The 23681-nt window shown below is 67.5% G+C and carries 21 protein-coding genes and 1 pseudogene; 12 read left to right on the top strand and 10 right to left on the bottom strand.

The annotated features are described in order from the left end of the window. Window positions 1-155 precede the first annotated feature (155 nt). The 4 genes from I4U41_RS06180 to I4U41_RS06195 form a co-directional block, all read right to left on the bottom strand. On the bottom strand, window positions 156-1634 hold the full coding sequence (locus I4U41_RS06180; RefSeq protein ID WP_206860210.1) for a DUF262 domain-containing protein: 1479 nt from the start codon (window positions 1632-1634) through the stop codon (window positions 156-158). An 89-nt stretch (window positions 1635-1723) separates the two neighbouring features. Continuing rightward, entirely contained in the window at window positions 1724-2515 is a 792-nt protein-coding gene (locus tag I4U41_RS06185; protein ID WP_206860211.1) for a TSCPD domain-containing protein, read from the bottom strand. Window positions 2516-2609: 94 nt separating this feature from the next. Next, a complete protein-coding gene (locus I4U41_RS06190; RefSeq protein WP_206860212.1) occupies window positions 2610-3203 on the bottom strand; it encodes a hypothetical protein in 594 nt (197 codons plus the stop codon). A gap of 177 nt (window positions 3204-3380) precedes the next feature. Further along, window positions 3381-5534: an adenosylcobalamin-dependent ribonucleoside-diphosphate reductase gene (locus I4U41_RS06195; protein WP_206860213.1), complete on the bottom strand. Its 2154-nt coding sequence runs from the start codon at window positions 5532-5534 to the stop codon at window positions 3381-3383. A gap of 598 nt (window positions 5535-6132) precedes the next feature. Here I4U41_RS06195 and I4U41_RS06200 point away from each other — a divergent pair. From I4U41_RS06200 to I4U41_RS06220, 5 genes are all read left to right on the top strand, one after another. Then, window positions 6133-7566, top strand: a complete 1434-nt coding sequence (locus I4U41_RS06200) for a trypsin-like peptidase domain-containing protein (RefSeq protein ID WP_206860214.1) — start codon at window positions 6133-6135, stop codon at window positions 7564-7566. 157 nt (window positions 7567-7723) lie between these two features. Further along, the gene (locus I4U41_RS06205; protein WP_206860429.1) at window positions 7724-8104 is read left to right on the top strand and encodes a hypothetical protein; all 381 of its coding nucleotides are present in this window, start codon (window positions 7724-7726) and stop codon (window positions 8102-8104) included. Between the two features lie 8 nt (window positions 8105-8112). Then, a complete protein-coding gene (locus I4U41_RS06210) occupies window positions 8113-8673 on the top strand; it encodes a phage holin family protein (RefSeq protein WP_242525004.1) in 561 nt (186 codons plus the stop codon). Window positions 8674-8698: 25 nt separating this feature from the next. Continuing rightward, window positions 8699-9196, top strand: a complete 498-nt coding sequence (locus I4U41_RS06215) for a hypothetical protein (RefSeq protein WP_206860215.1) — start codon at window positions 8699-8701, stop codon at window positions 9194-9196. Continuing rightward, on the top strand, window positions 9193-10320 hold the full coding sequence (locus I4U41_RS06220) for an AI-2E family transporter (RefSeq protein WP_206860216.1): 1128 nt from the start codon (window positions 9193-9195) through the stop codon (window positions 10318-10320). The genes I4U41_RS06215 and I4U41_RS06220 overlap by 4 nt, the downstream gene beginning before the upstream one ends. Window positions 10321-10696: 376 nt before the next feature. On the opposite strand, the gene I4U41_RS06225 is transcribed toward I4U41_RS06220, so the two are convergent. Beyond that, complete coding sequence (locus I4U41_RS06225; protein WP_206860217.1) at window positions 10697-10927, bottom strand: DUF6289 family protein; 231 nt, start codon at window positions 10925-10927, stop codon at window positions 10697-10699. Window positions 10928-11149: 222 nt separating this feature from the next. Here I4U41_RS06225 and I4U41_RS06230 point away from each other — a divergent pair, with 222 nt between their 5' ends. From I4U41_RS06230 to I4U41_RS06255, 6 genes are all read left to right on the top strand, one after another. Continuing rightward, the gene (locus I4U41_RS06230; RefSeq protein ID WP_206860218.1) at window positions 11150-11866 is read left to right on the top strand and encodes an HAD family hydrolase; all 717 of its coding nucleotides are present in this window, start codon (window positions 11150-11152) and stop codon (window positions 11864-11866) included. Then, window positions 11863-13242, top strand: a complete 1380-nt coding sequence (locus I4U41_RS06235) for a leucyl aminopeptidase family protein (RefSeq protein ID WP_206860219.1) — start codon at window positions 11863-11865, stop codon at window positions 13240-13242. Before I4U41_RS06230 ends, I4U41_RS06235 begins: the two co-directional genes overlap by 4 nt. A 266-nt stretch (window positions 13243-13508) precedes the next feature. Next, window positions 13509-14759, top strand: coding sequence for an efflux RND transporter periplasmic adaptor subunit (locus I4U41_RS06240; protein ID WP_206860220.1), 1251 nt, complete (start codon window positions 13509-13511; stop codon window positions 14757-14759). A 173-nt stretch (window positions 14760-14932) separates the two neighbouring features. Further along, the gene (locus I4U41_RS06245; protein WP_206860221.1) at window positions 14933-15625 is read left to right on the top strand and encodes an ABC transporter ATP-binding protein; all 693 of its coding nucleotides are present in this window, start codon (window positions 14933-14935) and stop codon (window positions 15623-15625) included. A 16-nt stretch (window positions 15626-15641) separates the two neighbouring features. Then, complete coding sequence (locus tag I4U41_RS06250) at window positions 15642-16808, top strand: ABC transporter permease (RefSeq protein WP_206860222.1); 1167 nt, start codon at window positions 15642-15644, stop codon at window positions 16806-16808. 10 nt (window positions 16809-16818) lie between these two features. Continuing rightward, complete coding sequence (locus I4U41_RS06255) at window positions 16819-18144, top strand: ABC transporter permease (protein WP_206860223.1); 1326 nt, start codon at window positions 16819-16821, stop codon at window positions 18142-18144. 217 nt (window positions 18145-18361) lie between these two features. Here I4U41_RS06255 and I4U41_RS06260 read toward each other — a convergent pair whose 3' ends face one another. The 3 genes and pseudogenes from I4U41_RS06260 to yedA all read right to left on the bottom strand — a co-directional run. Further along, the gene (locus I4U41_RS06260; RefSeq protein ID WP_242525005.1) at window positions 18362-18877 is read right to left on the bottom strand and encodes a DinB family protein; all 516 of its coding nucleotides are present in this window, start codon (window positions 18875-18877) and stop codon (window positions 18362-18364) included. Window positions 18878-18881: 4 nt separating this feature from the next. Further along, window positions 18882-19793 (bottom strand): EamA family transporter RarD, encoded by a 912-nt coding sequence (gene rarD, locus I4U41_RS06265; RefSeq protein WP_206860224.1) that lies wholly within the window; start codon window positions 19791-19793, stop codon window positions 18882-18884. 62 nt (window positions 19794-19855) lie between these two features. Next, a pseudogene (gene yedA / locus I4U41_RS06270) lies at window positions 19856-20743 on the bottom strand (drug/metabolite exporter YedA); the annotation flags it as partial. Between the two features lie 244 nt (window positions 20744-20987). Between yedA and I4U41_RS06275 the strand changes: the two are divergent. Next, window positions 20988-21482 (top strand): Lrp/AsnC family transcriptional regulator, encoded by a 495-nt coding sequence (locus I4U41_RS06275; protein WP_206860226.1) that lies wholly within the window; start codon window positions 20988-20990, stop codon window positions 21480-21482. Window positions 21483-21512: 30 nt separating this feature from the next. On the opposite strand, the gene I4U41_RS06280 is transcribed toward I4U41_RS06275, so the two are convergent. Further along, on the bottom strand, window positions 21513-21959 hold the full coding sequence (locus I4U41_RS06280; protein WP_206860227.1) for a universal stress protein: 447 nt from the start codon (window positions 21957-21959) through the stop codon (window positions 21513-21515). Between the two features lie 880 nt (window positions 21960-22839). After that, window positions 22840-23670, bottom strand: coding sequence for a methylated-DNA--[protein]-cysteine S-methyltransferase (locus tag I4U41_RS06285; RefSeq protein ID WP_206860228.1), 831 nt, complete (start codon window positions 23668-23670; stop codon window positions 22840-22842). Window positions 23671-23681: the final 11 nt, after the last annotated feature.

Here is a 23681-nt window from a genome sequence, read left to right on the forward strand (position 1 = left end):
CCGGCCCAACCGCATCAACGCGCCCTGCTCTTGTAGCCCGGGTAAGGCCAAGGGCCGCACCTAGGGAACGCTTGATGTCGTGCCACGCGAAAAGCTCCCGGATGCGCTTCGGTTGCCCGGCTACGCTGGCTAATGACACGTTTGTCAAAGCGTGGTCACGCAGCCATCGTCTGAAGATCGAGTTCCAATGCGGACAAGATGTTCGCTTGTACCAAGACAAATCGCACGGGGTCCAGAAGCTCGGGAGAAGTAACGCCAGAGTACTTTTGGAAGGTGACCCCAATCTTTCTCTGCTTAGCCGAGACCTTACTCGTACTTCCGTGATCGACGTCGTGCTGCAGGCCCGTACGCAAGACGTTAACGTCCTGAAATGAAGCCGGAACGTGCTCAAGCCTCTGGCCTACGCCTTCCTTGAACACAAAGTACAGGTCGTCAATGAATGCCTTATACGAGGAGAGACTCTTGACAGGCTTGCGCAGATTTAGCAATGCCTGCGCTGTCTTGTTCGTCGCCTTAAAGAGGTCATGACCATGCTTCGACGAATACGCGGCGTTAAGCTGCCCAATGTGATCCGCCACCGCTTCACCGAGTTCGGCCACACGCCCCTCTACGCCGCTCGCTGCTACCACCGAAGCGCCGAACGCATCAGCGATCTTAGGCTCATAAAGAAACGCCTTCCGCATGAGGATCTCGTGGCGAGTACGTGTTCCGGCTTTCACGTTCGCATTCACGGACTTCTGAAATCTGATGAAATCGTAGTCAGTCGCAGCCTGCCCAAGCTCCACCTGCATTGCCAACTCTTTGAGGAATGTCCGAACGAAAACTGCGAGCGCCGGCCCGAGGCCAGTGGATCTTCTTGTCTCAACTAGCTTGCAAGCAAACGTAATCACAGATTGAACGATGGTGCGATTCTTCAATACTGGCTCGCGCTTTGGAAACGCTGCCGCAAGCAGGCTCAGGGCGGTGTCTATGCGCTTTGCCACGGCAGAGCTTGCCGAGAATGAAGCTTGACTCTTGAAGGTTTTCTTTACGTCATCGAATCGAAGTCCGGCATCTATTCCTTCCACCTCGATAGCGGCAACCTTACTAAGAATGTCAAAATGCGCGAGACGCGTATCGGCGACTGCAATTCGCTCGGCGAGAAACGGATGCTTGGCTTTCGTCTTGCAGAAGTCCCGCAGCTTTGAGTGAACCGCGTTAAGGCGCTCACTACTGCGAAGTGGCAACCCTTGCTGCAGTCTTTGGAAGAAGGTCTTTAGATCCTCTTCCGAAGCGTCTTCGATCAGATCGAAGTCAATCTCAAAATCGTCGAATGCATCAGAGAACTTAGTGGCCAAGTCTTTGTAGTAGATCCCGCCGAACTGAGCTGCGGACTTGGAAGACAGAGGCAGCTCATTAGCGAAGAACTCATATATGGTGGCGAGCCTTTGCTGGCCATCTACCACTTCGAACTCATCTTCGGAGACCTTGGCGAGATAGAACTTAGGCAGCCTCCAGCCTCGCAGGATACTGTCGATCAGATCCTGTTTCTTCGATTGATCCCAAACTTCACCTCGCTGCCAGTCTGGGATCTCGTATCGATCTCGCCTCTTGTAAACCTTATCGAGCGCGCGGCGTCCTGGAGTCAGCTTCATGCCATTCCCTGTTCGACCTAATCCGCGAATAGAGGTCGAATTTCACTCCGACCTGCGATCGTACTCACCACTCCTTTTCTTAGATCAACTCACCCGCACTTGCTGTAACCACAATTCAAGCAAGTAGCGCAGCCATCCATGATCACAACCGCCTTCGTGCTGCACTTGTGGCACATCGTGGCAGACGGCGGGAATGCGGCACCTTCGCCAGTGACTTCAACGTCTTCACTACGCGGCGCATCGGCCACACACGGCTCCGGGAACAGATCGCCGGCCGGGTTCCCGCTCACTTCACCGTTTTTTTTTGACAGCTGCGCGTAGGCCGCGCGCTTCTCGGCGATCAGCGCGCGCTGCGCGTCGCTCATTTCCGGGTCATGGATCAGGCCGATCGACTTGAGGTGGTCTTCCACGATCGCGCCGAGCTCGGCCACCAGCGACGGCATGTAGACGCCGCCGGGCTTCCAGTAGCCGCCGCGCGGGTCGAACACGGCCTTCATTTCGTCGACCAGGAAGGTGACGTCGCCGCCCTTGCGGAACACGGCGGACATGATGCGGGTGAGCGCGACGATCCACTGGAAGTGATCCATGTTCTTCGAGTTGATGAAGATCTCGAAGGGACGGCGCAGCTCGTGTTCGGTACCGGCGTTGAGCACGATGTCGTTGATGGTCACGTACAGCGCGTGCTCGAACAGCGGCGATTTGATCTTGTAGGTGGAGCCCACCAGGATTTCCGGGCGCTCGATGCGCTCGTGCATCTGGATGACATCGGCCGTGGGCAGCTCGGCGACCGGCGCGACGACGGGCTTTGCGGCCTCTTTCGCCTTGTCTTCCGGAGTGACGACGCTGTAACCCTTGATTTTCTTGTCGATCTTGACGGCCATGTGACCCGCTCCTGGTGCGGTGTAACTGATCTAGTTATGAGGTAATGCGGTCGCCGCACCGCGTGGGTGCGGCGACCAATCGGGGCTTGCTGACTTACCTGGCAGCTTTCTTCGCAGCCTTCTTGGCGGGCCGCTTGACTGCCTTCTTCGCGGCGGCCTTGCGGGCCGGCGCTTTTTTCGCCGTCGTTGCGGCGGATTTCTTCACGGCCTTGCGCACCGCCGCCTTGCGGGTGGCGGTGCGTTTGGTCGCCGTCTTTTTGGTGGCCTTCTTCGCCGTCGCGCTCTTGCGCGTGGCGGCCACCGCCTTGCGGGCCTTCGCGGTCTTCTTCGCGGCCTTGCGCCTGGCGGCGGTGACGTCGCGCTTGGCGGTGCCCTTCGCCTTGGCGACGGCGGTCTTGCCGGCGCGACGGGCGGAGGTCACCTTCTTCGCCGCCTTCTTGCGCGCGGCGGTCGCCTCGCGCAGGGACGCGGCTTCCTTCTTCGCATTGGCCGAGGCGGCAGCGAGCTTCTTCTTCGCCGAGCCCACCGCCTTCTTCGCCGCCTTGCGCGCCTTGCCGGCCTTCTCGCGCGCCTCCTGCACGGCCTCTTCGGCGCGCTGCATGACGGCGTTGCTGAAGCCGGTGACGGTTTCCTTCACGTTCTCGGCGGCCTGCGTCAGGGTCGCCGTGACTCCGTTGCCATTGCTCATGTGTGCCCTCCTGCGGGCGTCTCATTCGATTGGCGTTGCGGTATCGGGGCCTAACAAAACGCGATCGTGCGAAGCGACTCTATACCTGCGGCGGGGTGGAACATGAATGCGGTTCGGGCGGGGCGCGAAGCTGCGGCGCCGCCGGGTCCCCGCGTTCGCGGGGACGACGGTCGGGCCTTAGAACTTGCCGTAATAGCCTTCCTTGAGCGCGTCGAACAGGTTGGCGGCGGTGTGCATTTCGCCGTCGTATTCGATCTGCTCGTTGCCCTTCACTTCCAGCACGCTGCCGTCTTCCAGTTCGAAGCGGTAGGTGGTGTTCTCGAGGTCGGCTTCCTTCACCAGCACGCCCTGGAAGGCGGCCGGGTTGAAGCGGAAGGTGGTGCAGCCCTTGAGGCCCTGCTGGTGCGCGTAGCGGTAGATGTCCTTGAACTGCTCGTACGGGTAGTCCGTGGGCACGTTGGCGGTCTTGGAGATCGAGCTGTCCACCCACTTCTGCGCGGCGGCCTGCACGTCGACGTGTTCCTTCGGCGTGATGTCGTCGGCGGCGATGAAGTAGTCGGGCAGCTGCGCGTCGGCTTCTTCGGAGAACGGCATCGCCTTCGCGTTCACCAGCTCGCGGTAGGCGAGCAGTTCGTACGAATAGACGTCGACCTTTTCCTTCGACTTCTTGCCTTCGCGGATCACGTTGCGGCTGTAGTGGTGCGCGAACGACGGCTCGATGCCGTTGGACGCGTTGTTGGCCAGCGACAGCGAGATGGTGCCGGTCGGCGCGATGGAGCTGTGGTGGGTGAAGCGCGCGCCGGTGTCGGCGAGTTCGTCCACCAGTTCCGGCGCGACGGAGGCGATGCGCTGCATGTAGCGGCTGTAGCGCGCGTGCAGGACGCGACCCGGGATTTCCTGGCCGACCTTCCAGCCGTCCTTCGCCATTTCGGGACGCTTGCGCAGCATCTCGGCGGTGACGGTGAACACCTCGTCCATGATCGGCGCGGCGCCCTTTTCCTTCGCCAGCGCCAGGCCCATTTCCCAGCCGGCCACGGCCATTTCCTGGGCGATGCGCTCGGTGAACTCGCACGATTCCTTCGAACCGTACTTCATGCGCAGCATGGTCACGGTCGAGCCCAGGCCGAGGAAGCCCATGCCGTGGCGGCGCTTGCGCATGATCTCGTCGCGCTGCTGCGGCAGCGGCAGGCCGTTCACTTCGACGACGTTGTCGAGCATGCGGGTGAACACGCGCACGACTTCCTTGTATTCCTCCCAGTCGAAGGAGGCCTTGTCGGTGAACGGATCGCGCACGAACTTGGTCAGGTTGACCGAGCCCAGCAGGCACGCGCCGTACGCCGGCAGCGGCTGCTCGCCGCACGGGTTGGTGGCGCGGATGTTCTCGCACCACCAGTTGTTGTTCATCTCGTTGACGCGGTCGATGAGGATGAAGCCCGGCTCGGCGTAGTCGTACGTCGAGACCATGATCATGTCCCACAGATGGCGCGCGCGGATGTGGCCGTAGATCTTGCAGGCCACCAGGCCGTCGTCGCGCACGATGTAGTTGCGGTGCGTCGGCCAGTCGCGCCACACGACCTGGGTGGCGTCCTCGATGTCGAGGTCGCCGCGCTCCTTGATGTTCACCGGGAACACGAGCGGCCAGTCGGCGTCGTTCTCCACGGCCTGCATGAAGCCGTCGGTGATCAGCAGCGACAGGTTGAACTGGCGGAGGCGGCCGTCCTCGCGCTTGGCGCGGATGAAGTCCTTCACGTCCGGGTGGCTGACGTCGAACGTGCCCATCTGCGCGCCGCGGCGACCGCCGGCGGAGGACACGGTGAAGCACATCTTGTCGTAGATATCCATGAAGGACATCGGGCCCGACGTGTACGCGCCGGCGCCGGCGACGAACGCGCCGCGCGGACGCAGCGTCGAGAACTCGTAGCCGATGCCGCAACCGGCCTTCAGCGTGAGGCCGGCCTCGTGCACCTTCTCCAGGATGCCGTCCATCGAGTCCTCGATGGTGCCCGACACGGTGCAGTTGATCGTCGAGGTGGCGGGCTTGTGTTCGAGCGCGCCGGCATTGGACGTGATGCGGCCGGCGGGAATGGCCCCGCGGCGCAGCGCCCAGACGAAGCGCTCATTCCAGTACTGCTGCTTCTCGGGCGTCGGCTCGGCTTCGGCCAGCGCCCTGGCGACGCGCTGGTAGGTGGCGTCGATGTCGGCGTCCACCGCGGTGCCGTTCTTGGTCTTCAGCCGGTACTTCTTGTCCCAGATGTCCTGGGAGGCGGGCTGCATGGGGATTTCCCGCTCGGCCGCGGCTGTCTTGACCGCCTCGAGGCGCACTGTGCTCATGCCTGTCCTGTCTCCTTTCAATGGCGTTGCCGGGCTCGGGCCCCGGTCACCGCCGGTGGATTCTTATGTTGGCTACCGCACCGTCGGCGACGCGTACTCGGCGCCCGCCGACGGCTATGCCCGCGACCGCGTTTTCAGCGGTCGCGACGGCATGGTTTTTCGAAGGTTCCTGCGCTCATCCTGCTCCGTTCCGGACCTTCCCCCGAAGGCACCGTCAGTCAGCAAAAAGCAAGCCGAAAACCCAAAGTTTGGGTTTCCGTCGCCGTTGTTACCACTAGATGTAGTGGCGAATGGCGAGGGCTCAAGCTACCCCCGCCTCCGGGATGTGTCAACGGTTTTTTGATGGCAGTCACACGGCTGTGATGACGGTCAAGCACTGCCGCACGGGCGCTTGCCGAAGCTGGCGCGAACGTGCGCGCGGCGCCTTCGGATGGCGCGGAAATGGGCATCGCGGCGGAAAAACTTCATCGCGTATTTAATGCCGTTCAGGGACACTGGCCCGACGCCGCGGCGGGGAGCAGCGGCACGGTGCGGCGATGCCGCCGGCCGGTGCCGACTTCCCGCACGCCCCTTCATCCACGAACCGAACGACGACGCGATGCGCCCGCTGCCGACCCTGCTGACCCTGTCCCTCGCCGCCGCCTTCGGCGGCTTCGCCGCCACCGCGATCCGCGACGGCCTGGAAGCGCCGGCGCAGGCCGCGCCCGCTTCGGCCGTGGCCTCGACGCCGACCGTGGCGGCGCTGCCGGCGATCGTCGGCGGCCAGCCGCTGCCCTCGCTCGCGCCGATGCTGGCGAAGGTGACGCCGGCGGTGGTCAGCGTGCACACCAAGCAGCGCGTGCGGGTGAGCCCGTTCGGCAACGATCCGATGTTCCGCCGCATGTTCCCCGAGCTGACCCAGGAGCGCATCAACGAATCGCTGGGCTCGGGCGTCATCGTCGATGCGAAGCAGGGCTTCGTGCTCACCAACCACCACGTGATCGAAGGCGCCGACGAGGTGTCGGTGACGCTCGCCGACGGCCGCACGCTGACGGCGGATTTCGTCGGCTCCGATCCCGACACCGACGTGGCGCTGATGCGCATTCCCGCGCAGAACCTGATCGCGCTGCCGCTGGCCGATTCCAGCGCGCTGCGCGTGGGCGATTTCGTGGTGGCGGTGGGCAATCCGTTCGGCATCGGGCAGACGGTGACGTCGGGCATCGTCTCGGCCGTCGGGCGCAGCGGCCTGCGCGGGCTGGGCTTCCAGAACTTCATCCAGACCGACGCGTCGATCAATCCGGGCAATTCCGGCGGCGCGCTGGTGAACCTCAACGGCGAGCTGGTGGGCATCAACACGGCCAGCTTCAATCCGCGCGGCTCGATGGCCGGCAACATCGGCCTGGGTTTCGCGATTCCCACCAGCCTGGCGCGCAACATCATGGGTCAGCTGATCGCCAACAACGGTGTGGTGATCCGCGGCACGCTGGGGCTGGAATCGCAAGACGTGGACGAGCGGCTGGCGAAGGCGCTGGGCCTTCCCGAGGCGCGCGGCGCGGTGGTCACGCAGGTGTTCGCCGGCAGCGCGGCGGCGGCGGCAGGGGTGAAGATCGGCGACGTGGTGCTCGCCGCGAACGGCCAGCGCATCGACGGTCGCGACGAGCTGCGCAACTTCGAAGGCCTGCAGCCGGTGGGCAGCCGCATCACCCTGGACGTGCGCCGCGACGGCAAGCCGCTCACGCTCGCCACGGTGCTGCGCGAACAGCCCAAGTCGTACCTGGGCACCGACCTGGATGCGCGCCTGGACGGCGCGACCTTCGCCGAACTGCCCGAACGCCTGCGCCAGGCCGGGCTGTCGGGCGTGATGGTGGAGTCGGTCGCGCGCGGCAGTCGCGCCGAGGCCAACGGCCTGCGCAAGGACGACGTGGTGATCGCCTCCAATGCGGGCAACTTCGAGGACCTGCCCGGTTTCCGCGCGAGCTTCACGCAGCGTCCGGCACAGTTGGTGCTGCGCATTCTCCGCGGCAATCGCCGGGCCGACCTGCTGATGCAGTGAGGCCGCGCGCCGCGCATCGCACGTCCTTCGCACCACGTCCTTCCAGATAGGGAGCCGCTCGATGAATACCCCCGTTGATCCGACCAATCCCGGCGGCACCGCCATCAACACCGGCCCGGGCGCGAGCCTGGGCACGAATGCGGGCACCAACGCCGGCATGAATGCGGGCACCGGCGCCGCGTCTAATTACACCGAAGGCGTTCGCAGCAATCTTTCGCAGGCCGGCGGCCACGTGAAGCAGGCCGCCAGCGACGCCGGCAGCGCGCTGCGCGACGCGGCCGTCGCCGCGGGCGAGGAACTGCGCGTGGGCAAGGCGAACGTCAAGGCGGATCTGGCCGACGGCGCGCTCGCCGGCCTCGCCGCGGCGGAGAACGCCGGCGGCGCGGCGCGCGAGCAGATGGACGCCCTGATGGACAAGGGTCGCGACCTGGTCGACAGCGCCGCCGAGCTCATCCGCGAGCGTCCGCTGGCTTCGTTCGGCGTCGCCTTCGCAGCAGGATGGATCCTGGCCAAGCTCGCCCGCAGCGGCGACAAGTAAGACAGCACGTGAGCGAAGGGGACGAGCGCCGCGAGCACGATCCGGCGGACGAGCCGTCGGCCGCCGGGCCGCCGCCGGACCTGGCCGAGTCGCTGCGCGACATCGGCAAGACCGCCAGGGCCAGCCTGGGCGCCGCCGCCGGTTCGGCGCGCGCCCTGCGTTCGCTGGTCGCGGCCGATCTGTCGCTGGCGCGCAGCGCGATGGGGCGCGCGCTCGCCTTCGCCGGCGTGGCGGTGGTGTTCGGCGCGTCGGCGTGGCTGTTCTTGATGGCCACGCTGGTGGCGCTGCTGCGCAACTTCGGCCTCTCGTGGCTGATGTCGATGCTGATCGCCGCCGGCCTGAGCCTGATCGTCACCGCCTATGCCGGCCTGCGCGCGATGCACTATTTCGAACACACGCGGTTGCAGGCCACGCGCCGACAACTGGCACGGCTGGGCATCGGCGAACTCGCCGACCTGATGCCCACCGCCGATTCGCCCGAATCCGCGCGCGACAAAGCCAAGGACCTGCGCGAGAACGGCGAAGCGCTGAAGCAGCGCAACGACGGCATCGACATCACTCCTCCCTGACGCATTCCTCCCCGACCGCGACGCCATGGTCCTCAAGCCGAAAAAGCCGACGTTCAAGCAGCTGATCGCCAAGGTGCACCAGTGCGAGGACGTCGTGGAGGCGCGCGAGCGCGAGGTGGTCGACGATGTGCGGCAACTCAAGGCGTCGTGGCTGGCGGCGTGGACGCCGGGCCGGATCATCGTCGCGGGGCTCGCGAGCGGGTTCGTGATCGGCCGCGCCGAGCCGATCCGCGCGCTCGGCAAGAGCGGCGGGCTGATGCACATCGTCTCGCTGGTTTCCTCGCTCGTGGCCGGCGGCAGCGCGAAGGTCGCCGCCGACCAGGCGACCGAGGCGAAGGAAGAAGTCGCCGAGGAGAAGATCGCGGCTGGCGTCGCGGTCGATCCGGGCGTGGCCGCCGCGGTGGCGAGCGTGCATCCGGATGCGGTGGCGGACGATCTCGACGACGAGACCTTCGCCCTCGCCCAGGCCGAAGCGCGCGCACGCGCCGCGCGCACCGCCACCGTCGACCAGGTGGCGCCATGAGCGCGCAGCCCCCGGCGGCCGCCGCCGACAACGCGGTCGCGCTCGACGAGGACGGCGAGCTTCCTCCCAGTCCGCCAGCCGCGCCGAGGCCGCGTTCGTCCACCGCCGCGGTGGTGCTGGCGACGCTCGCGGTGCTCTTCACCTTGTGGGCGGCACAGGAACTGGTGCTGCCGATCCTGCTGGCGATGTTCTTCGCGCTGATCGGCAACCCGATCATCCGCGGACTGCAGCGCCTGTACGTGCCGCGTTTCCTCAGCGCGCTGGTGGTGCTGCTGGGCGGGCTGTTCGTCGCCGGGGCACTGGCCAACCAGCTGATCGAACCGGCCGGCGAATGGATCCGCCAGGTGCCGCGCGAGATGAAGCAGGTCGCGCCGAAGCTGCGCGATCTCTACAAGCCGATGCTGGATGCGAACAAGGCCGCGCAGAACATCGCGCGCGCGGCCGGTGGCGAGAGCAGCCGTCCGGTGCAGGTGATCCGCACCGAAGCCAACGAACCGTACAAGGTGCTGACCGCCACGCCGCGACGCGCGGCCTCCGTGCTGGCGGTGGTGCTGCTGACGTTCTTCTTCATGGTGTACGGGCAGCAACTGCAGCGCAACGCGATCGCGCTGCTTTCCACGCGGCAGCAGAAGAAGCTCACGGTGGACATCCTCACGTCCATCGAGCGGGCGATCTCGCGCTACGTGCTGACCATCACCGTGATCAACACCTGCCTCGGGCTCGCGCTGGCGGGATCGCTGTACTGGCTGGGCGTGCCGATGCAGGAGGCGCTGCTGTGGGGCACGATGGCGGCGATCCTCAATTTCGCGCCGTACGTGGGTCCGCTGATCGGCATCATCATCATGCTGCTGATGGGCTTCGTCGCCTTCGACGACCTGTGGCCGTCGCTGCTGCCGGCGGGCATCTACCTGGCGTTGCACACGCTGGAGGGGCAGATCGTCACGCCGATCATCCTGGGCCACAGCATGCGGCTGTCGCCGCTGGTGCTGATCCTGGCGCTGATGGTGTTCGGATGGCTGTGGGGGATCATCGGACTGCTGCTCGCCGTGCCGCTGCTGGTGTGCGTGAAGCTGGTGCTGGCGCGCATCGAGGGGCTGACGGGGTGGGCGAAGTTGTTGGAGTGAGCGTTTGATTGAGCCCGTCGCGCTGCGGGGCGTGCGTGCGGTGCGGCTCCTGTAGCTCCTGTAGCCCGGGTAAGCGAAGCGCACCCGGGTGTTGCGTCTCCGGTGACGCTGCCCCGGGTGCGGCCTGCGGCCTTACCCGGGCTGCAAGGGCCACGAAGGCCTTCGTCGCGGAGCGTGCGTGCGGTACGGCTCTTGTAGCCCGGGTAAGCGAAGCGCACCCGGGTGTTGCGTCTCCGGTGACGCTGCCCCCGGGTGCGGCCTGCGGCCTTATCCGGGCTACAAAGGCCACGAAGGCCTTCGTCAGCGCTGACGTGTCCGACTTCACCCTCCCCTGCATTCGCAGGAGAGGGCGCAAAAACAGCAGCAGAAGCAGCAGCTAGCCCCCCGGGCACGCCAACGGCTCGATCGTATAAACCTCCGTGCGCACCCCGAAGAAGCTGTAGCTGTTGTCGCAATGGCCGATCTGCCAGCCGACCGCGTTGCCGGCGTCGTCGAAGAAGGTCTGGATGTACGGCCAGCGGCCGGCGCTGGCGGGGCCGGCCATCGCCAGCAGCAGCGCGACGATGGCGAGGGAACGCACGAAGCGGATGAGCGGGATGTTGCGCATGGAATCCTCCTTGAGTGCGGCAGCGCCGCGACGGGGCGCGCGAGCCGTCCGGGGCGCCCGGGATGCGATCCGCACGCGCGCTGGTGGAGCAGGCTCCGCGCGTGCCATGCCCGGATACACCCGCCGCGCACCCGCGAACCGCGACCGCGTCCGCAAAGCCCATCTCGCGGGCTCGCGCAGGCGACGGACGGTCGTCGCGCCCGGTGAGGCTAAAATCGCCGGATGGCTTTCCCCGTCCGCGCGATCACCCTCGACCTCGACGACACGCTGTGGCCCTTCGCGCCGATCGGTGCGCGGGTCGAGCGCGTGCTGCACGACTGGCTCACCACGCACTGCCCGCGCACCGCGCAGCGCTATCCGATCGAAGCCATGCGCGAGTTGCGCGAACGCATGTATGCCGAGCGTCCCGACCTCGCCCACGACTTCAGCCGGCTGCGCCTGCTGAGCCTGGTGCGCGCGATGGAGGACGCCGGCGACGATCCGCTGCACGCGGAAGCCGCGTTCGAAGCCTTCTACGACGAGCGCAACCGCGTGGAGTTCTACGAGGACACGCTCGACGCGCTGGCGCGCCTGGCCGCGCGCGTGCCGCTGGCGGCGATCAGCAACGGCAACGCGGATCTCGCGCGCGTCGGCATCCACGCGCATTTCGTCTTCCAGCTCGGCGCGCGCGAACACGGCACGCCCAAGCCCCACGCGGGCATCTTCCACGCCGCCTGCGCGCGCTTTCCGTTCGCGCCGCACGAAGTGCTGCACGTGGGCGACGACATCGAGATGGACGTCGTCGGCGCGCATCGCGCGGGGCTGCGCAGTTGCTGGATCAACCGCATCGGCGCGCAATGGCCGCACGACGACGTGCGCCCCGATCTCGAATTCACCACCCTCGCCGAACTGGCCGACTGGCTGGACGCGGCGCAACCCCTGGAAATCGCCGCCGCATGAGCCTGCCGTCCGGATTCGCCGACCCCACCACCGCCCACGCGTTGCCGCTGCACGTCGTCACGCGCGACACCCTCGCCTCGTGGCGTTCGTCGCAGCCCGCCCCCATCGGCGCGTGGCTCGATGCGCAGGGCTTCGACGGCTCGCCGTTCTCCGCGATCACGCTGCCCGGCAGCGACGGCGGCATCGCCGGTGCGGTGATCGGCGTGGGCGACATGCTCGATCCGTTCGCCTACGGCCATGCGCCGCATGCGCTGCCGCCGCGCGCGTTCGCGGTGGCGGGCGACCTGTCGGCGGACGCGCGCTTCGCATTGCAGCTGGGCTGGGGCCTGGGCGCGTACCGCTTCAATCGGTACCGCGCACCGCTGCGCGCGCCGGCGGAACTGGCGATCGCGCAGGCGGATGCGGATGCGTTCGCGCAACTCGCCGCCTGCGTGCGCGTGCGCGACCTGGTCAACACGCCGACCGAGCACATGGGGCCGGACCAGCTGGAACAGGTGGCGTGCGAGATCGCCGAACGCTTCGGCGCGCGCATCGAGGTGGTGAGCGGCGACGACCTGATCACGCGCAATTTCCCGGCGATCCACGCGGTCGGACGCGCGAGCCATCGTGCGCCGCGCCTGATCTCGCTGCAGTGGGGCGACGAATCGCATCCGCACGTGGTCATCGTCGGCAAGGGCGTGTGCTTCGACACGGGCGGTCTGGACCTGAAGCCCGCCGACGGCATGCGCAACATGAAGAAGGACATGGGCGGCGCGGCGCACGCGATCGCGCTGGCCGAACTGGTGATGGCGCGCAATCTGCCGCTGCGCATCACGCTGCTGGTGCCGGCGGTGGAGAACGCGGTCGGGCCGAACGCGTTCCGCCCGGGCGAAGTCGTCGACACGCGAAAGGGCGTCACGGTCGAGATCGACAACACCGATGCCGAAGGCCGCGTGATCCTGTGCGATGCGCTGACGTATGCGTCGGAGATGCAGCCGGCGCTGCTGCTGGACTTCGCCACGCTCACCGGCGCGGCGCGCATCGCGCTGGGTCCGGACCTGCCGGCGCTGTACAGCAACGACGACGGGGTGGCGCAGCAATGGCTCGACGCGGGCATGCAGCTGCGCGATCCGCTGTGGCGGATGCCGCTGTGGCGGCCCTATGTGCGCTATCTCGTCAGCAACGTCGCGGACATCGCCAATGGCGGGCCGTCGAAGATGGCCGGCTCGATCACCGCCGCGGTGTACCTGGACCGCTTCGTGCCGCCGGCGCAGAAGTGGGCGCACCTGGATGTGTACAGCTGGAACGACAACGACCGGCCGGGACGTCCCGCGGGCGGCGAGGCGCAGGGCCTGCGCGGTGCGTATGCGTTGTTGAAGCAGTACGCGGCTGCTTGAGGGCTGCCTGATTCCTCCTACGTAACCCGGGTAGGCGAAGCGCACCCGGGTTGGCGTGACAGGCCCCGGGTGGCCCGATGGCGTTCGTCGGGATGCGCGCCAGCGTTGCCGACATTCCGGCGCCACGCGAATCCCTCCAAGGTGACCCGCCCTCCCGCATCGAATACCCTTGGCACCGTCGCGGCCGTAGAAAGTTACTTCCGGCCCCTTGGCGCGGCTCCGCCCGCTGCCCACACTTGCCCCCCTTCCCATCGTCCGGATCGTCGATGAACAACTCTGCCGATTTGCTGAAGGAACTGCGGATCGACCGCTCGGCACCGCCGCCGCCCACCTCGCATCGCGGGCTGTGGATCGCGCTGGCCGCGGTCGCGGCATTGCTCGTGCTCGCGCTCGTCGCCTGGGCGGTGTTCGGCCGTACGCGCGGCGTGGAAGTGCGCACCGCGACGGTCGCCGCCATCGGCAACGGCAGCAGCAGCGGCTCGGTGCTCGACGCCACCGGCTACGTCGTCGCACGCCGCATGGCGACCGTGTCGGCGAAGATCACCGGCAAGGTGCGCGAGGTGTTCATCGAGGAAGGCATGAAGGTCGAGGAAGGCCAGGTCATGGCCACGCTCGATCCGCTCGACGCCGACGCCGAACGCACGCTCGCCAGCGCGCAGCACAGCGCCGCGCGCAGCCAGGTCGAAAGCGTGCGCGCGCAGCTGTCGGAGGCCGAAGCCAACGCGCGCCGTCTCTCCACGCTGGTACAGCAGCAGCTGGTCTCGAAGGCGCAGTACGACGAGGCCGTCGCCGCGCGCGATTCGCTGCGCGCGGAGCTGATCACCTCCGAACGCAACGCCAAGGTCGCCAGCGACCGCCTGCGCATCGCCGACATCGGCGTGGACAACACCATCGTGCGCGCGCCGTTCGCCGGCGTGATCACGGCCAAGGCCGCGCAGCCAGGCGAGATCGTCTCGCCGCTCGCCACCGGCGGCTTCACGCGTACCGGCATCGGCACCATCGTCGACATGGATTCGCTGGAAGTCGAAGTCGAGGTCGGCGAAGCGTTCATCGGCCGCGTGCAGCCGAAGATGCCGATCGAAGCCATGCTCAACGCCTATCCGGACTGGAAGATTCCGGGCGAGGTGATCGCGATCATCCCCGCCGCCGACCGCGGCAAGGCCACGGTGAAGGTGCGCGTGGCGCTGAAGCAGAAGGACGCGCGCATCGTGCCGGACATGGGCGTCAGCGTGCGCTTCCTGCAGACCGAGCCGCCGAAGGATGCCGCGCCGGTCGCGCGCGGCGTGCGCGTGCCGGCTTCGGCGCTCACGCAGCGCGACGGTGCCGACGTCGCCTTCGCCATCGCCGGCGAGGACGCCGACCGCGTCGAACTGCGCACGGTGAAGACCGGTCGCAGCCTGGGCGACGACCGTGAGGTCCTATCCGGCCTGTCCGCGGGCGACGAAGTGGTACTGGATCCCCCGGCGGAACTGGACGACGGTGCGCGGGTGCGCGTCGCCGGCGCCACCGCGCAGTAGTCCCCGCACGCGCGGGGGAGCGCGGCCCGCAACAACGTTGTCGCTAAAGGCATGTCGAAATGTGCCCCGCCCGTTCGTCGAACGGCCATGGCACGCATCAGCGGGGCGACGTCCCCCGCGTCGTTTTCCGTTCATGTCGGGGACGTCGCCCGACCGTTGACGAGGCAAACGCGATGGCTTCCCTGGTTTCGCTCCGCAATCTGCACAAGACCTATCAGCGCGGTCCGGAAAAGGTGGACGTGCTGCACGGCATCGACCTGGACATCGAGAAGGGCGATTTCGTGGCCCTGATGGGCCCGTCCGGTTCGGGCAAGAGCACGCTGCTCAACCTGATCGGCGGCCTCGACACGCCGACGTCGGGCGAGATCGAGGTCGGCGGGCAGCGCATCGACCGGCTCACCGCCGGCCAGCTGTCGCAGTGGCGCAGCGACCACGTCGGTTTCGTGTTCCAGTTCTACAACCTGATGCCGATGCTCAGCGCGCAGAAGAACGTCGAACTGCCGCTGCTGCTCACCAACCTGGGCGCGGCGCAGCGCAAGCGCAACGCCGAGATCGCGCTGCAGCTGGTCGGCCTGGCCGAGCGCGGCAGGCATCGTCCGAACGAACTCTCCGGCGGCCAGCAGCAGCGCGTGGCGATCGCGCGCGCGATCGTCTCCGATCCGATGCTGCTGATCTGCGACGAGCCCACCGGCGATCTCGACCGCCAGTCGGCCGAGGAGATCCTCACGCTGCTGCAGGCGCTCAACCGCGACCACGGCAAGACCATCGTGATGGTCACGCACGACCCGAAGGCCGCCGAGTACGCCTCGCACACGCTGCATCTGGACAAGGGCACGCTGGTCGAGCAGGCCGCGCACGCGGCATGAGCCAGGAGGCAACGCCATGAAATACCTGCACCTGATCTGGGCCGAGCTGTTCCGGCGCAAGACGCGCACCGTGCTGACGCTGCTGTCGATCCTCGCCGCGTTCCTGCTGTTCGGCCTGCTCAACGGCGTGCGCGAGAGCTTCGCCGAAGCCGGCAAGAGCGCCGCCGGCGCGCAGCGCCTGCAGACGGGCTCGCGCCTGTCGTTCATCCAGACCCTGCCGCTCGCGCTGAACGAGCGCATCAAGCAGGTCGACGGCGTGTCCACCGTCACCTACGCCAACTGGTTCGGCGGCGCGTACCAGGACCCGCGCAACCAGATCTTCAGTTTCGCGGTGGCGCCGAATTACCTGGACCTGTATCCGGAGATCGAGGTCGATCCGGCGCAGCGCGAGGCGTTCGACAACACGCGCACGGGCATCCTGGTCGGCGAGACGCTGATGAAGCGCTTCGGCTGGAAGGTCGGCCAGAAGATCCCGCTGCAGTCGACGATCTTCCCCAACAGCGACGGCACCAAGAACTGGAGCTTCGACATCGTCGGCACGCTGCGCGCCAAGGACAAGAAGAGCGGCGGCTGGTACGACAGCCTGGTGCTGATGCAGTGGAAGTACTTCGACGAGTCCACGCCGTACAACCGCGGCGAGGTGGGCTGGTACGTGGTGAAGGTCGCCGATGCGAACCAGGCCGATCGTGTCGCCAAGCGCATCGACGCGCTGTCGGCCAATTCGTCGAACGAAACCAAGACGATGACCGAGCAGGCGGCGTTCGCGTCGTGGATGAAGCAGACGGCGAACATCGGCATGATCGTGACCTCGATCATGGGCGCGGTGTTCTTCACGCTGCTCCTGCTGACCGGCAACACCATGGCGCAGGCGGTGCGCGAGCGCATCCCGGAACTGGCGATCCTCAAGACCATCGGCTTCAGCAACCGCAGCGTGCTCGGACTGGTGCTGACCGAATCGGTGCTGCTGGTGCTGATCGGCGGCGCGCTGGGGCTCGCGCTGGCCGCGGTGCTCGGGCCGATCGTCAATCTCGGCAGCGGCGGAATGATCAACATGCCGCCGGTCGGTCTGAACAGCTGGGCGCTGGGCGTGGCGCTGATGGTCGGCATCGGATTGCTGGTCGGCGCATTGCCGGCGCTGCGTGCGATGCGCCTGAACATCGTCGACGCGCTGTCGGGCCGCTAAGGAGATCCCCATGAAGAAGGTGAAATCGTTCTTTGGCGGCCTCGGCCTGCTGCTGGTCGTGGTGCTGGGCCTGGTCGGCTGGCTGGCGCTGCCGTGGTATGCGCTGCTGGTGCTCGCGGTGCTGTTCGCGCTGTGGGTGCTGCTCACCCGCCGCGGCCGGCAGGCCGGTTCGGTGACGCAGGTGGGCGTGTCGACGCTGCGACAGCGCCTGGGTTCGTCGTCGGTGATCGTGATCGGCATCGCCGGCGTGGTGGCGGTGCTGGTGGCGATGCTGGCGATGGCGGAGGGCTATCGCGAAACGCTGCGCCGCAGCGGCAGCGAGGACACCGCGATCGTGCTGCGCGGCGCGTCGGCGGCGGAAGTGATGTCCACGCTCAGCCTCGACAACATCAACGTGATCGCCCAGGCGCCGGGCATCGCGCGCGATGCGCAGGGGCGTCCGGTCGCGTCGGCCGAGCTGGTCGTCGCGGCCAACCTGCCGTTGCGCGACGGCGGCCCGGACGAGGACGGCAGCGTGCAGCTGCGCGGCGTCGGCGAGCAGGCCTGGGCGGTGCGTCCGAACGTCAAACTGGTCGAAGGCCGCCGCTTCAACACCGGCATGCGCGAGATAGTCGTTGGCGTCGGTGCGCAGCGGCAGTTCCGCGGGCTGGAGGTCGGCAAGCAGGTGCGCATCGGCAGCGATCTGTGGACGGTCGTCGGCGCGTTCCGTTCGGGCGACGCGATGGAGTCCGAGGTCTGGGCCGACGCCGAGGTCGTGGCGACCACGTACCGGCGCGGCAGCACGCGCACGTCGGTCACGGCGCGGCTGGAGAACGCCGGGGCGTTCAAGACGTTCAAGGCGGCGCTCGCGGCCGATCCGCGCCTGGACACCGACGCCACCACCACGCTGGAGTACTTCAGCAAGCAGTCCGAGCAGATGGTGAAGATCATCCGCGTGATCGGCATCGTGGTCGGCGCGATCATGGCGATCGGCGCGGTGTTCGGCGCGCTCAACACCATGTTCGCCACCGTCGCGACGCGTGCGCGCGAGATCGCCACGCTGCGCGCCATCGGCTTCCGCTCGGTGCCGGTGGTGGTGGCGGTGATGCTGGAGACGATGCTGCTGGCGCTGGTCGGCGGCCTGATCGGCGGCCTGCTCGCGTGGCTCATCTTCAACGGCTACACGGCGTCGACGATCGCCGGCGGCGTGGGGCAGCTGACGTTCGAGTTCAAGGTCACGCCGGCCGTGATGTGGACGGGACTGAAGTGGGCGCTGGCGATCGGTTTCGTCGGCGGTCTGTTCCCGGCCCTGCGCGCCGCGCGGTTGCCGGTGACGGATGCGCTGCGGGCGGCGTAAGCCGCGGGCTGTCCGGAAGCAGCACGACGAAGAGGCCGCGAGGGATCGCGGCCTCTTTCTTTGCTGTCGTCTCCGCGCAGTCGCGCGGCGGGGGTCCAGAGTCGGCGATGCTCCGGACAGCGTGACAAGCCGGAGCGATGGATTCCCGCCTTCGCGGGAAGGGCGGCCTCAGGACGGCGGTTTGGCGCTGACGAACACGGCAGGGAGCGGCACGCGCTTACACGCCCGCCTTCAGCACCCGCTCCGCTTCGATCTTGCCCAGCAGCCACTGCAACCCCGCCAGGTGCTGCTGGTCATGGCTGCACAGGTAGTGCACCAGGCTGCGCAGGGTGAGCGGGCCGTAGCCTTCGAACTCCGCCGTGCGCGCGAGTTGCGCCTCGTCCAGCCGCGCGATCGTTTCCACCGTGCGCGCACGCGCGTCGCGGAAGGCGTGCAGCACCGCTTCGGCATCGGCGCGCGCGTAGTCGCGTTCGATCGCCAGCGGCTCGCTTTCGATCGACGGCAGCCGCGGATGCGATTCCTCCAGCGTGCGGCGGATGCGCTCCTGGTAGCCCTCGATCTCGATGTCGCGCACGTGGCACAGTTGTTCGATCGCGGTGAAGCGCTCGCTCGGAATGCCGTCCCAGCTGGGCGGCGCCCAATGGCGGTGCGACACCGGAATCGCCTTGTAGTGCGCCTCCAGTTGCAGCGGGAACAACGCGAGTGCGTTCAGCGTGGTCCTGTCCATGGCCATGCCCTCATGCCGTCGCCGCGATCGCCGCCTGGCGACGCGCCCGCCACAGGCCTTCGCCGGCGAAGATCGCCAGCGCGATCCAGATGAAGACGAAGCCGGTGGCACGGTCGCGATCGAAGGCTTCGCCGAAGAACAGCACGCCCAGCAGGAACTGGATCGTCGGTGCGATGTACTGCATCAACCCGACCACCGACAGCGGCGCGCGCCGTACGGCGTAGGCGAAACCGATCAGCGGCAGCGCGGTCAGCACGCCGGCGAAGATCAGCAGCGCGTCGGCCGCGATCCCGTAACCACCGCCGAAGCCGCCGGCGCCATGCGTCTCGCTCCACAGCAGCAGCGCCAGCGCGGGCAGGAACAGGTACACGCCTTCCACGCCGAGGCCGCTCACCGCATCCACCGCGACGAGCTTGCGGATCAGGCCGTACAGGCCGAACGAGAGCGCCAATCCGAGCGCGATCCACGGCGGCTGCCCGTACTGCCAGGTGAGCCACGCCACGCCCGCCGTCGCCAGCGCGACGGAGAGCCACTGCATCCGCGTGAGCCGCTCGTGCAGGAACACCACGCCCAGCACGACGCTGATCAGCGGATTGATGAAGTAGCCCAGGCTGCTTTCGACCACGTGGCCGGCGTTCACCGCCCAGATGTACAGGCCCCAGTTGAAGGCGATGAGCACGCCGCTCAGCAGCAGCATCCACGCCGCGCGCGGTCGCGCGAGCGTCGCCTTCAGCCAGCCGCGTCCCTGCTTCCACGCCAGCCAGCCGGCGACGAGCAGCGCGCTCCACACGATCCGGTGCAGCACGATCTGCAGCGACGGCACGTTCTTCAGCAGGTGCCAGTACAGCGGCATCAGGCCCCACAGGACGAAGGACGCCGCGGCGATCCACAGGCCGTTGCGGGTGTCGTGGTGGGGACTCATGCGGCCGGCTCCGAGGACGACGTCGTGGATACGGCGGGCGCCGGCGCGGCGGGCTTCGCAGCGCGCGCCTTCGACAGCGTGATGATCACCACGCCGAGCAGGATCACCGCCATCGCGCCGAGGTCGTGCGCGGTGAAGCGTTCGCCGCCAATCAAGGCGCCGAACAGCACCGCGATCGGCGGGTTCACGTACGCATAGCTGGTCGCCAGCGCCGGGCGCACGTGGTGCAGCAGCCAGATGTAGGCGGTGAAGCCGAAGATCGAGCCGGCGACGACGAGGTAGAACATCGCGGCGGTGGCCGACATCGACGGCATCTGTGTGATGCGCTCGCCGTGGATGACCGCGGCGATCAGCATCCACACGCTGCCGGTGAGCATCTGCCCGGCGGCCGACATGAAGGGCTGCGGCAGGTCCTGGTCGCGGCTCCAGATCGAGCCCCAGGCCCAGGCGATCGGGGCGATCACCAGGCAGATGAGGCCGAGCGTGGAGGACGACAGCTCGCCGCCCGCGTTGAGCCAGAGCACGCCGAGGAAGCCGATGATCAGGCCGACCCATTCGACCTTCGACGGATGGCGCCCACGCAGCATCGCGAACACGCCGGCGAACAGCGGCATCGAGGCGACGGCGATCGCGGCCAGGCCGGAGCCGACCTCGGTCTCGGCCAGGTTCACCAGGCCGTTGGACAGCAGCACCATCCAGATCGAAAGCACCCAGAGCGTGCGCCATTGCCGGCCGGTCGGCGAGGCGACGCCGCGTGCGCGCAGCACGACGTACATGATCAGCCCGGCGAGGAACATGCGGCCGGCGCCGAGCAGGAACGGCGGGTAGCTCTCCAGCGCGAAGCGGATCGCCAGGTACGTGGAGCCCCAGAGGATGTAGACCGAGGCCAGGGCGAAGGCAACGGCCAGCGCGCCGGGGGCGGCCCGGCCGGTGGGTGAAGCGGTGCTCATGCGGATTCCATGCGTGGGGTGGAGGTGCGGCACTGCTCTGGATGAACGCGACGGCGGGAAACACAGCGTTGCGCCGGCCGCGAACGCCGGACGACATCGAGGCACCGTGCGGTGGGAGCGTTCCTGCCCGTTGGGACAGAAGCGCCGCACGCGCGGTGCCGGAAGTCGTTCGGATAGGCGAAGCGTAACGCGCGAAGGCCGCGACGTGCTTGATAAATCGTGCGCCTGCACGCAAGAATTTTGCATGCCGCAAACGCCCGTCGCACTGGATGAGTTCGACCACCGCCTGCTCGAGCTGCTCCAGCGCGACAGCGCGGCGACGTTGACCGCGCTGGGCGAGGCGGTCGGCCTGTCGGCCAGCGCCGTGCAGCGGCGCATTACGCGCTATCGCAAGCAGGGGTTGATGCGCGAGGTGGCGGTGCTCGATTCGACGCTGCTCGGCACGACCACGCTGGCGACGGTGCTGGTGGCGATGGAGCGCGAGTCGGCCAAGCTGCACGCCGCCTTCCACGCCCGCATGCGCGCCGCGCCGGAAGTGCAGCAGTGCTACACACTGGCCGGCGAGTGGGATTACCTGGTGATCCTGTGCACCACCGGCGTCGCGCATTGCCGCGAGGTCGCCGATCGCCTCTTCATGGACGAAGGCAACATCAAGCGTTACGAAACGCGGATGGTGTTCGACGTGGTGAAGTCGGGCCTGCAGGTGCCCACGCGCGTGCCGACGCGGCGTCGCAAGTAACGGCTGCGCACCGCGACCGGTGCGGACGGCTCACGCGGTTCCGCGGAACACCAGCACCGGCATCGTGGAATGGGTCAGCACCTTGACCGTCTCGCTGCCCAGCACCAGCGCGTCGATGCCGCGCCGTCCGTGCGAGGCCATCGCGATGAGATCGCAGCCACGCTCCCGGGCGATGGCGATGATGGCCCGGTACGGCGATTCGTCCTCGATCACCAGCGTGTCGCAGTGGATGCCCAGCGCCTGCGCCTTGGCGCTCACGTCGTCCAGTTGCCGGCGTGCGGCGTCGTGCACGACGCGGTTGTAATCGACCACGCCGACCATCAGCTGCTCCGGGGTGATCGCGAACACGTGGTAAGGCGTGGTGACGCGCAACGCCGTCACTCTGGCGCGCAGCGAATGGGCGAGCGCCAACGCCTGTTCGACCGCTCGGTCCGACAGCTCCGATCCATCGGTTGGGACGCACAGATGGCGGTACATGGGGCATCTCCTGATGGCGACGTGGGCCAGCGTCCTCCGGAATGGGTGCTGGTGCCATTGCCGAGCGGCGGTACAGCGCGCGTCGCCGACGAACGGTGGCCTTGCGCTTCTGTAGCCCGGGTAAGCGAAGCGCCCCCGGGGAGGCGTGACGTGCGGACCGGGCGCTGTCGCTTGCACTTCACCCCTCCCAACCATCCCCTGCATTCGAAGGGGAGGGAGCATTTGGCCCCTCTTCCTTCGGTGACCGAAGGGAGTGCGGAGCTGAGCGGGGTTGGGTGAGGTGTGGGACGTGCGATGTAATGATGCGGCTGATACTTACGTCGCTGCGTTGAAGGTTGCGTCTGCACTCGTCAGCGCTGCGGTGCTTCACTTCACCCCTCCCCAACTCTCTCCTGCATTCGCAGAGGAGGGAGCATTTGGCCCCTCTCCCTTCGGTCACCGAAGGGAGTGCGGAGCTGAGAGGGGTTGGGTGAGGTGTGGGACGTGATGCGGCTGGTACTTACGTTGCTGCGTTGAAGTTTGCGTCTGCACTCGTCAGCGCTCCCAACCCTCTCCTGCATTCGCAGATGAGGGCGCATTTGGCCCCTCTCCCTTCGGTGACCGAAGGAAGTGCGGAGCTGATAGGGATTGGGTGAGGGGCGGGACGTGCGATGTAGTGATGCGGCTGGCACTTACGTCGCTGCGTTGAAGGTTGCGTCTGCACTCGTCAGCGCCGCGGTGCTCCACTTCACCCCTCCCCAACTCGCGGCCATCGGGCATAGCCCGATGGCGTTCGTCGCGACGCGCGCCAGTGGCGCGCAAACGTCCCCTCCTCACCCCTGCATTCGCAGGGGAGGGTGCGTCAGTTCGCCATGCTTATCCGGCCACAGGGGAGCTGCCTTCACGCGACGCGCTCACGCTCCAACACGCGCTGCTTCATCGGCAGCCCCCACCGATAACCGCCCAGCGAACCATCGCCGCGCACGACGCGATGGCACGGCACGACGATCGCCAGATGGTTCTGCCCGCACGCATTGGCCACCGCGCGCGAGGCGCGCGGGTGCCCGATCTGCTGCGCTATCTGCGCGTAGCTGCGCGTCTGTCCGCGCGGGATCTTCATCAGCGCGTCCCACACTTTCTTCTGGAACGCGGTGCCGATGAGATCCACCGGCACCTGTGCTTGCCGCCCGGCGAGCGCGTCGGCCACCGCGCGCAGGCGCGGAGCGAGGAACTCGTCGCGTCCGGCGTCCACACGTTCCAACTGCGCCTTCGGGAATTCCTCGTGCAACCGCGCTTCCAGCATCGCCGCGTCGTCGCCCAGTTCGATCATGCAGATGCCCCGTTCGGTCGTCGCGACCAGCGCCTGGCCGAGCGCGGTGTCGGCGATGCTCCAGCGGATCTGCTCGCCCTCGCCGCCGGCGCGATAACGCGCGGGCGTCATGCCGAGCTTCGCCGCGCCGCCTTCGTAGACGCGCGACGGCGAGCCGTAGCCGGCGTCGTACAGCGCCGCGCTCACGTCGCTGCCCTCGCGCAGCGCGCCCTTCAGCGTGCCGAGCTTGCGTTGCGACAGGTACTCCGCCGGGCTCAGACCGAAGCGCTCGGTGAAGCGGCGCTGCAGGTGCGAGGCGCTGAGACCGACGTCGGCGGCGAGTTCGTGCAGCGTCGGCTCGCCGTCGTCGAGGAGGCGGCGGGCGTGATCGAGCTTGTCGCGCATCTGGCGGGCGGTGTTCATGGCCCAAACAG

Source organism: Lysobacter changpingensis (genome assembly GCF_017308985.1).
GTDB classification, from domain to species: domain Bacteria; phylum Pseudomonadota; class Gammaproteobacteria; order Xanthomonadales; family Xanthomonadaceae; genus Lysobacter_J; species Lysobacter_J changpingensis.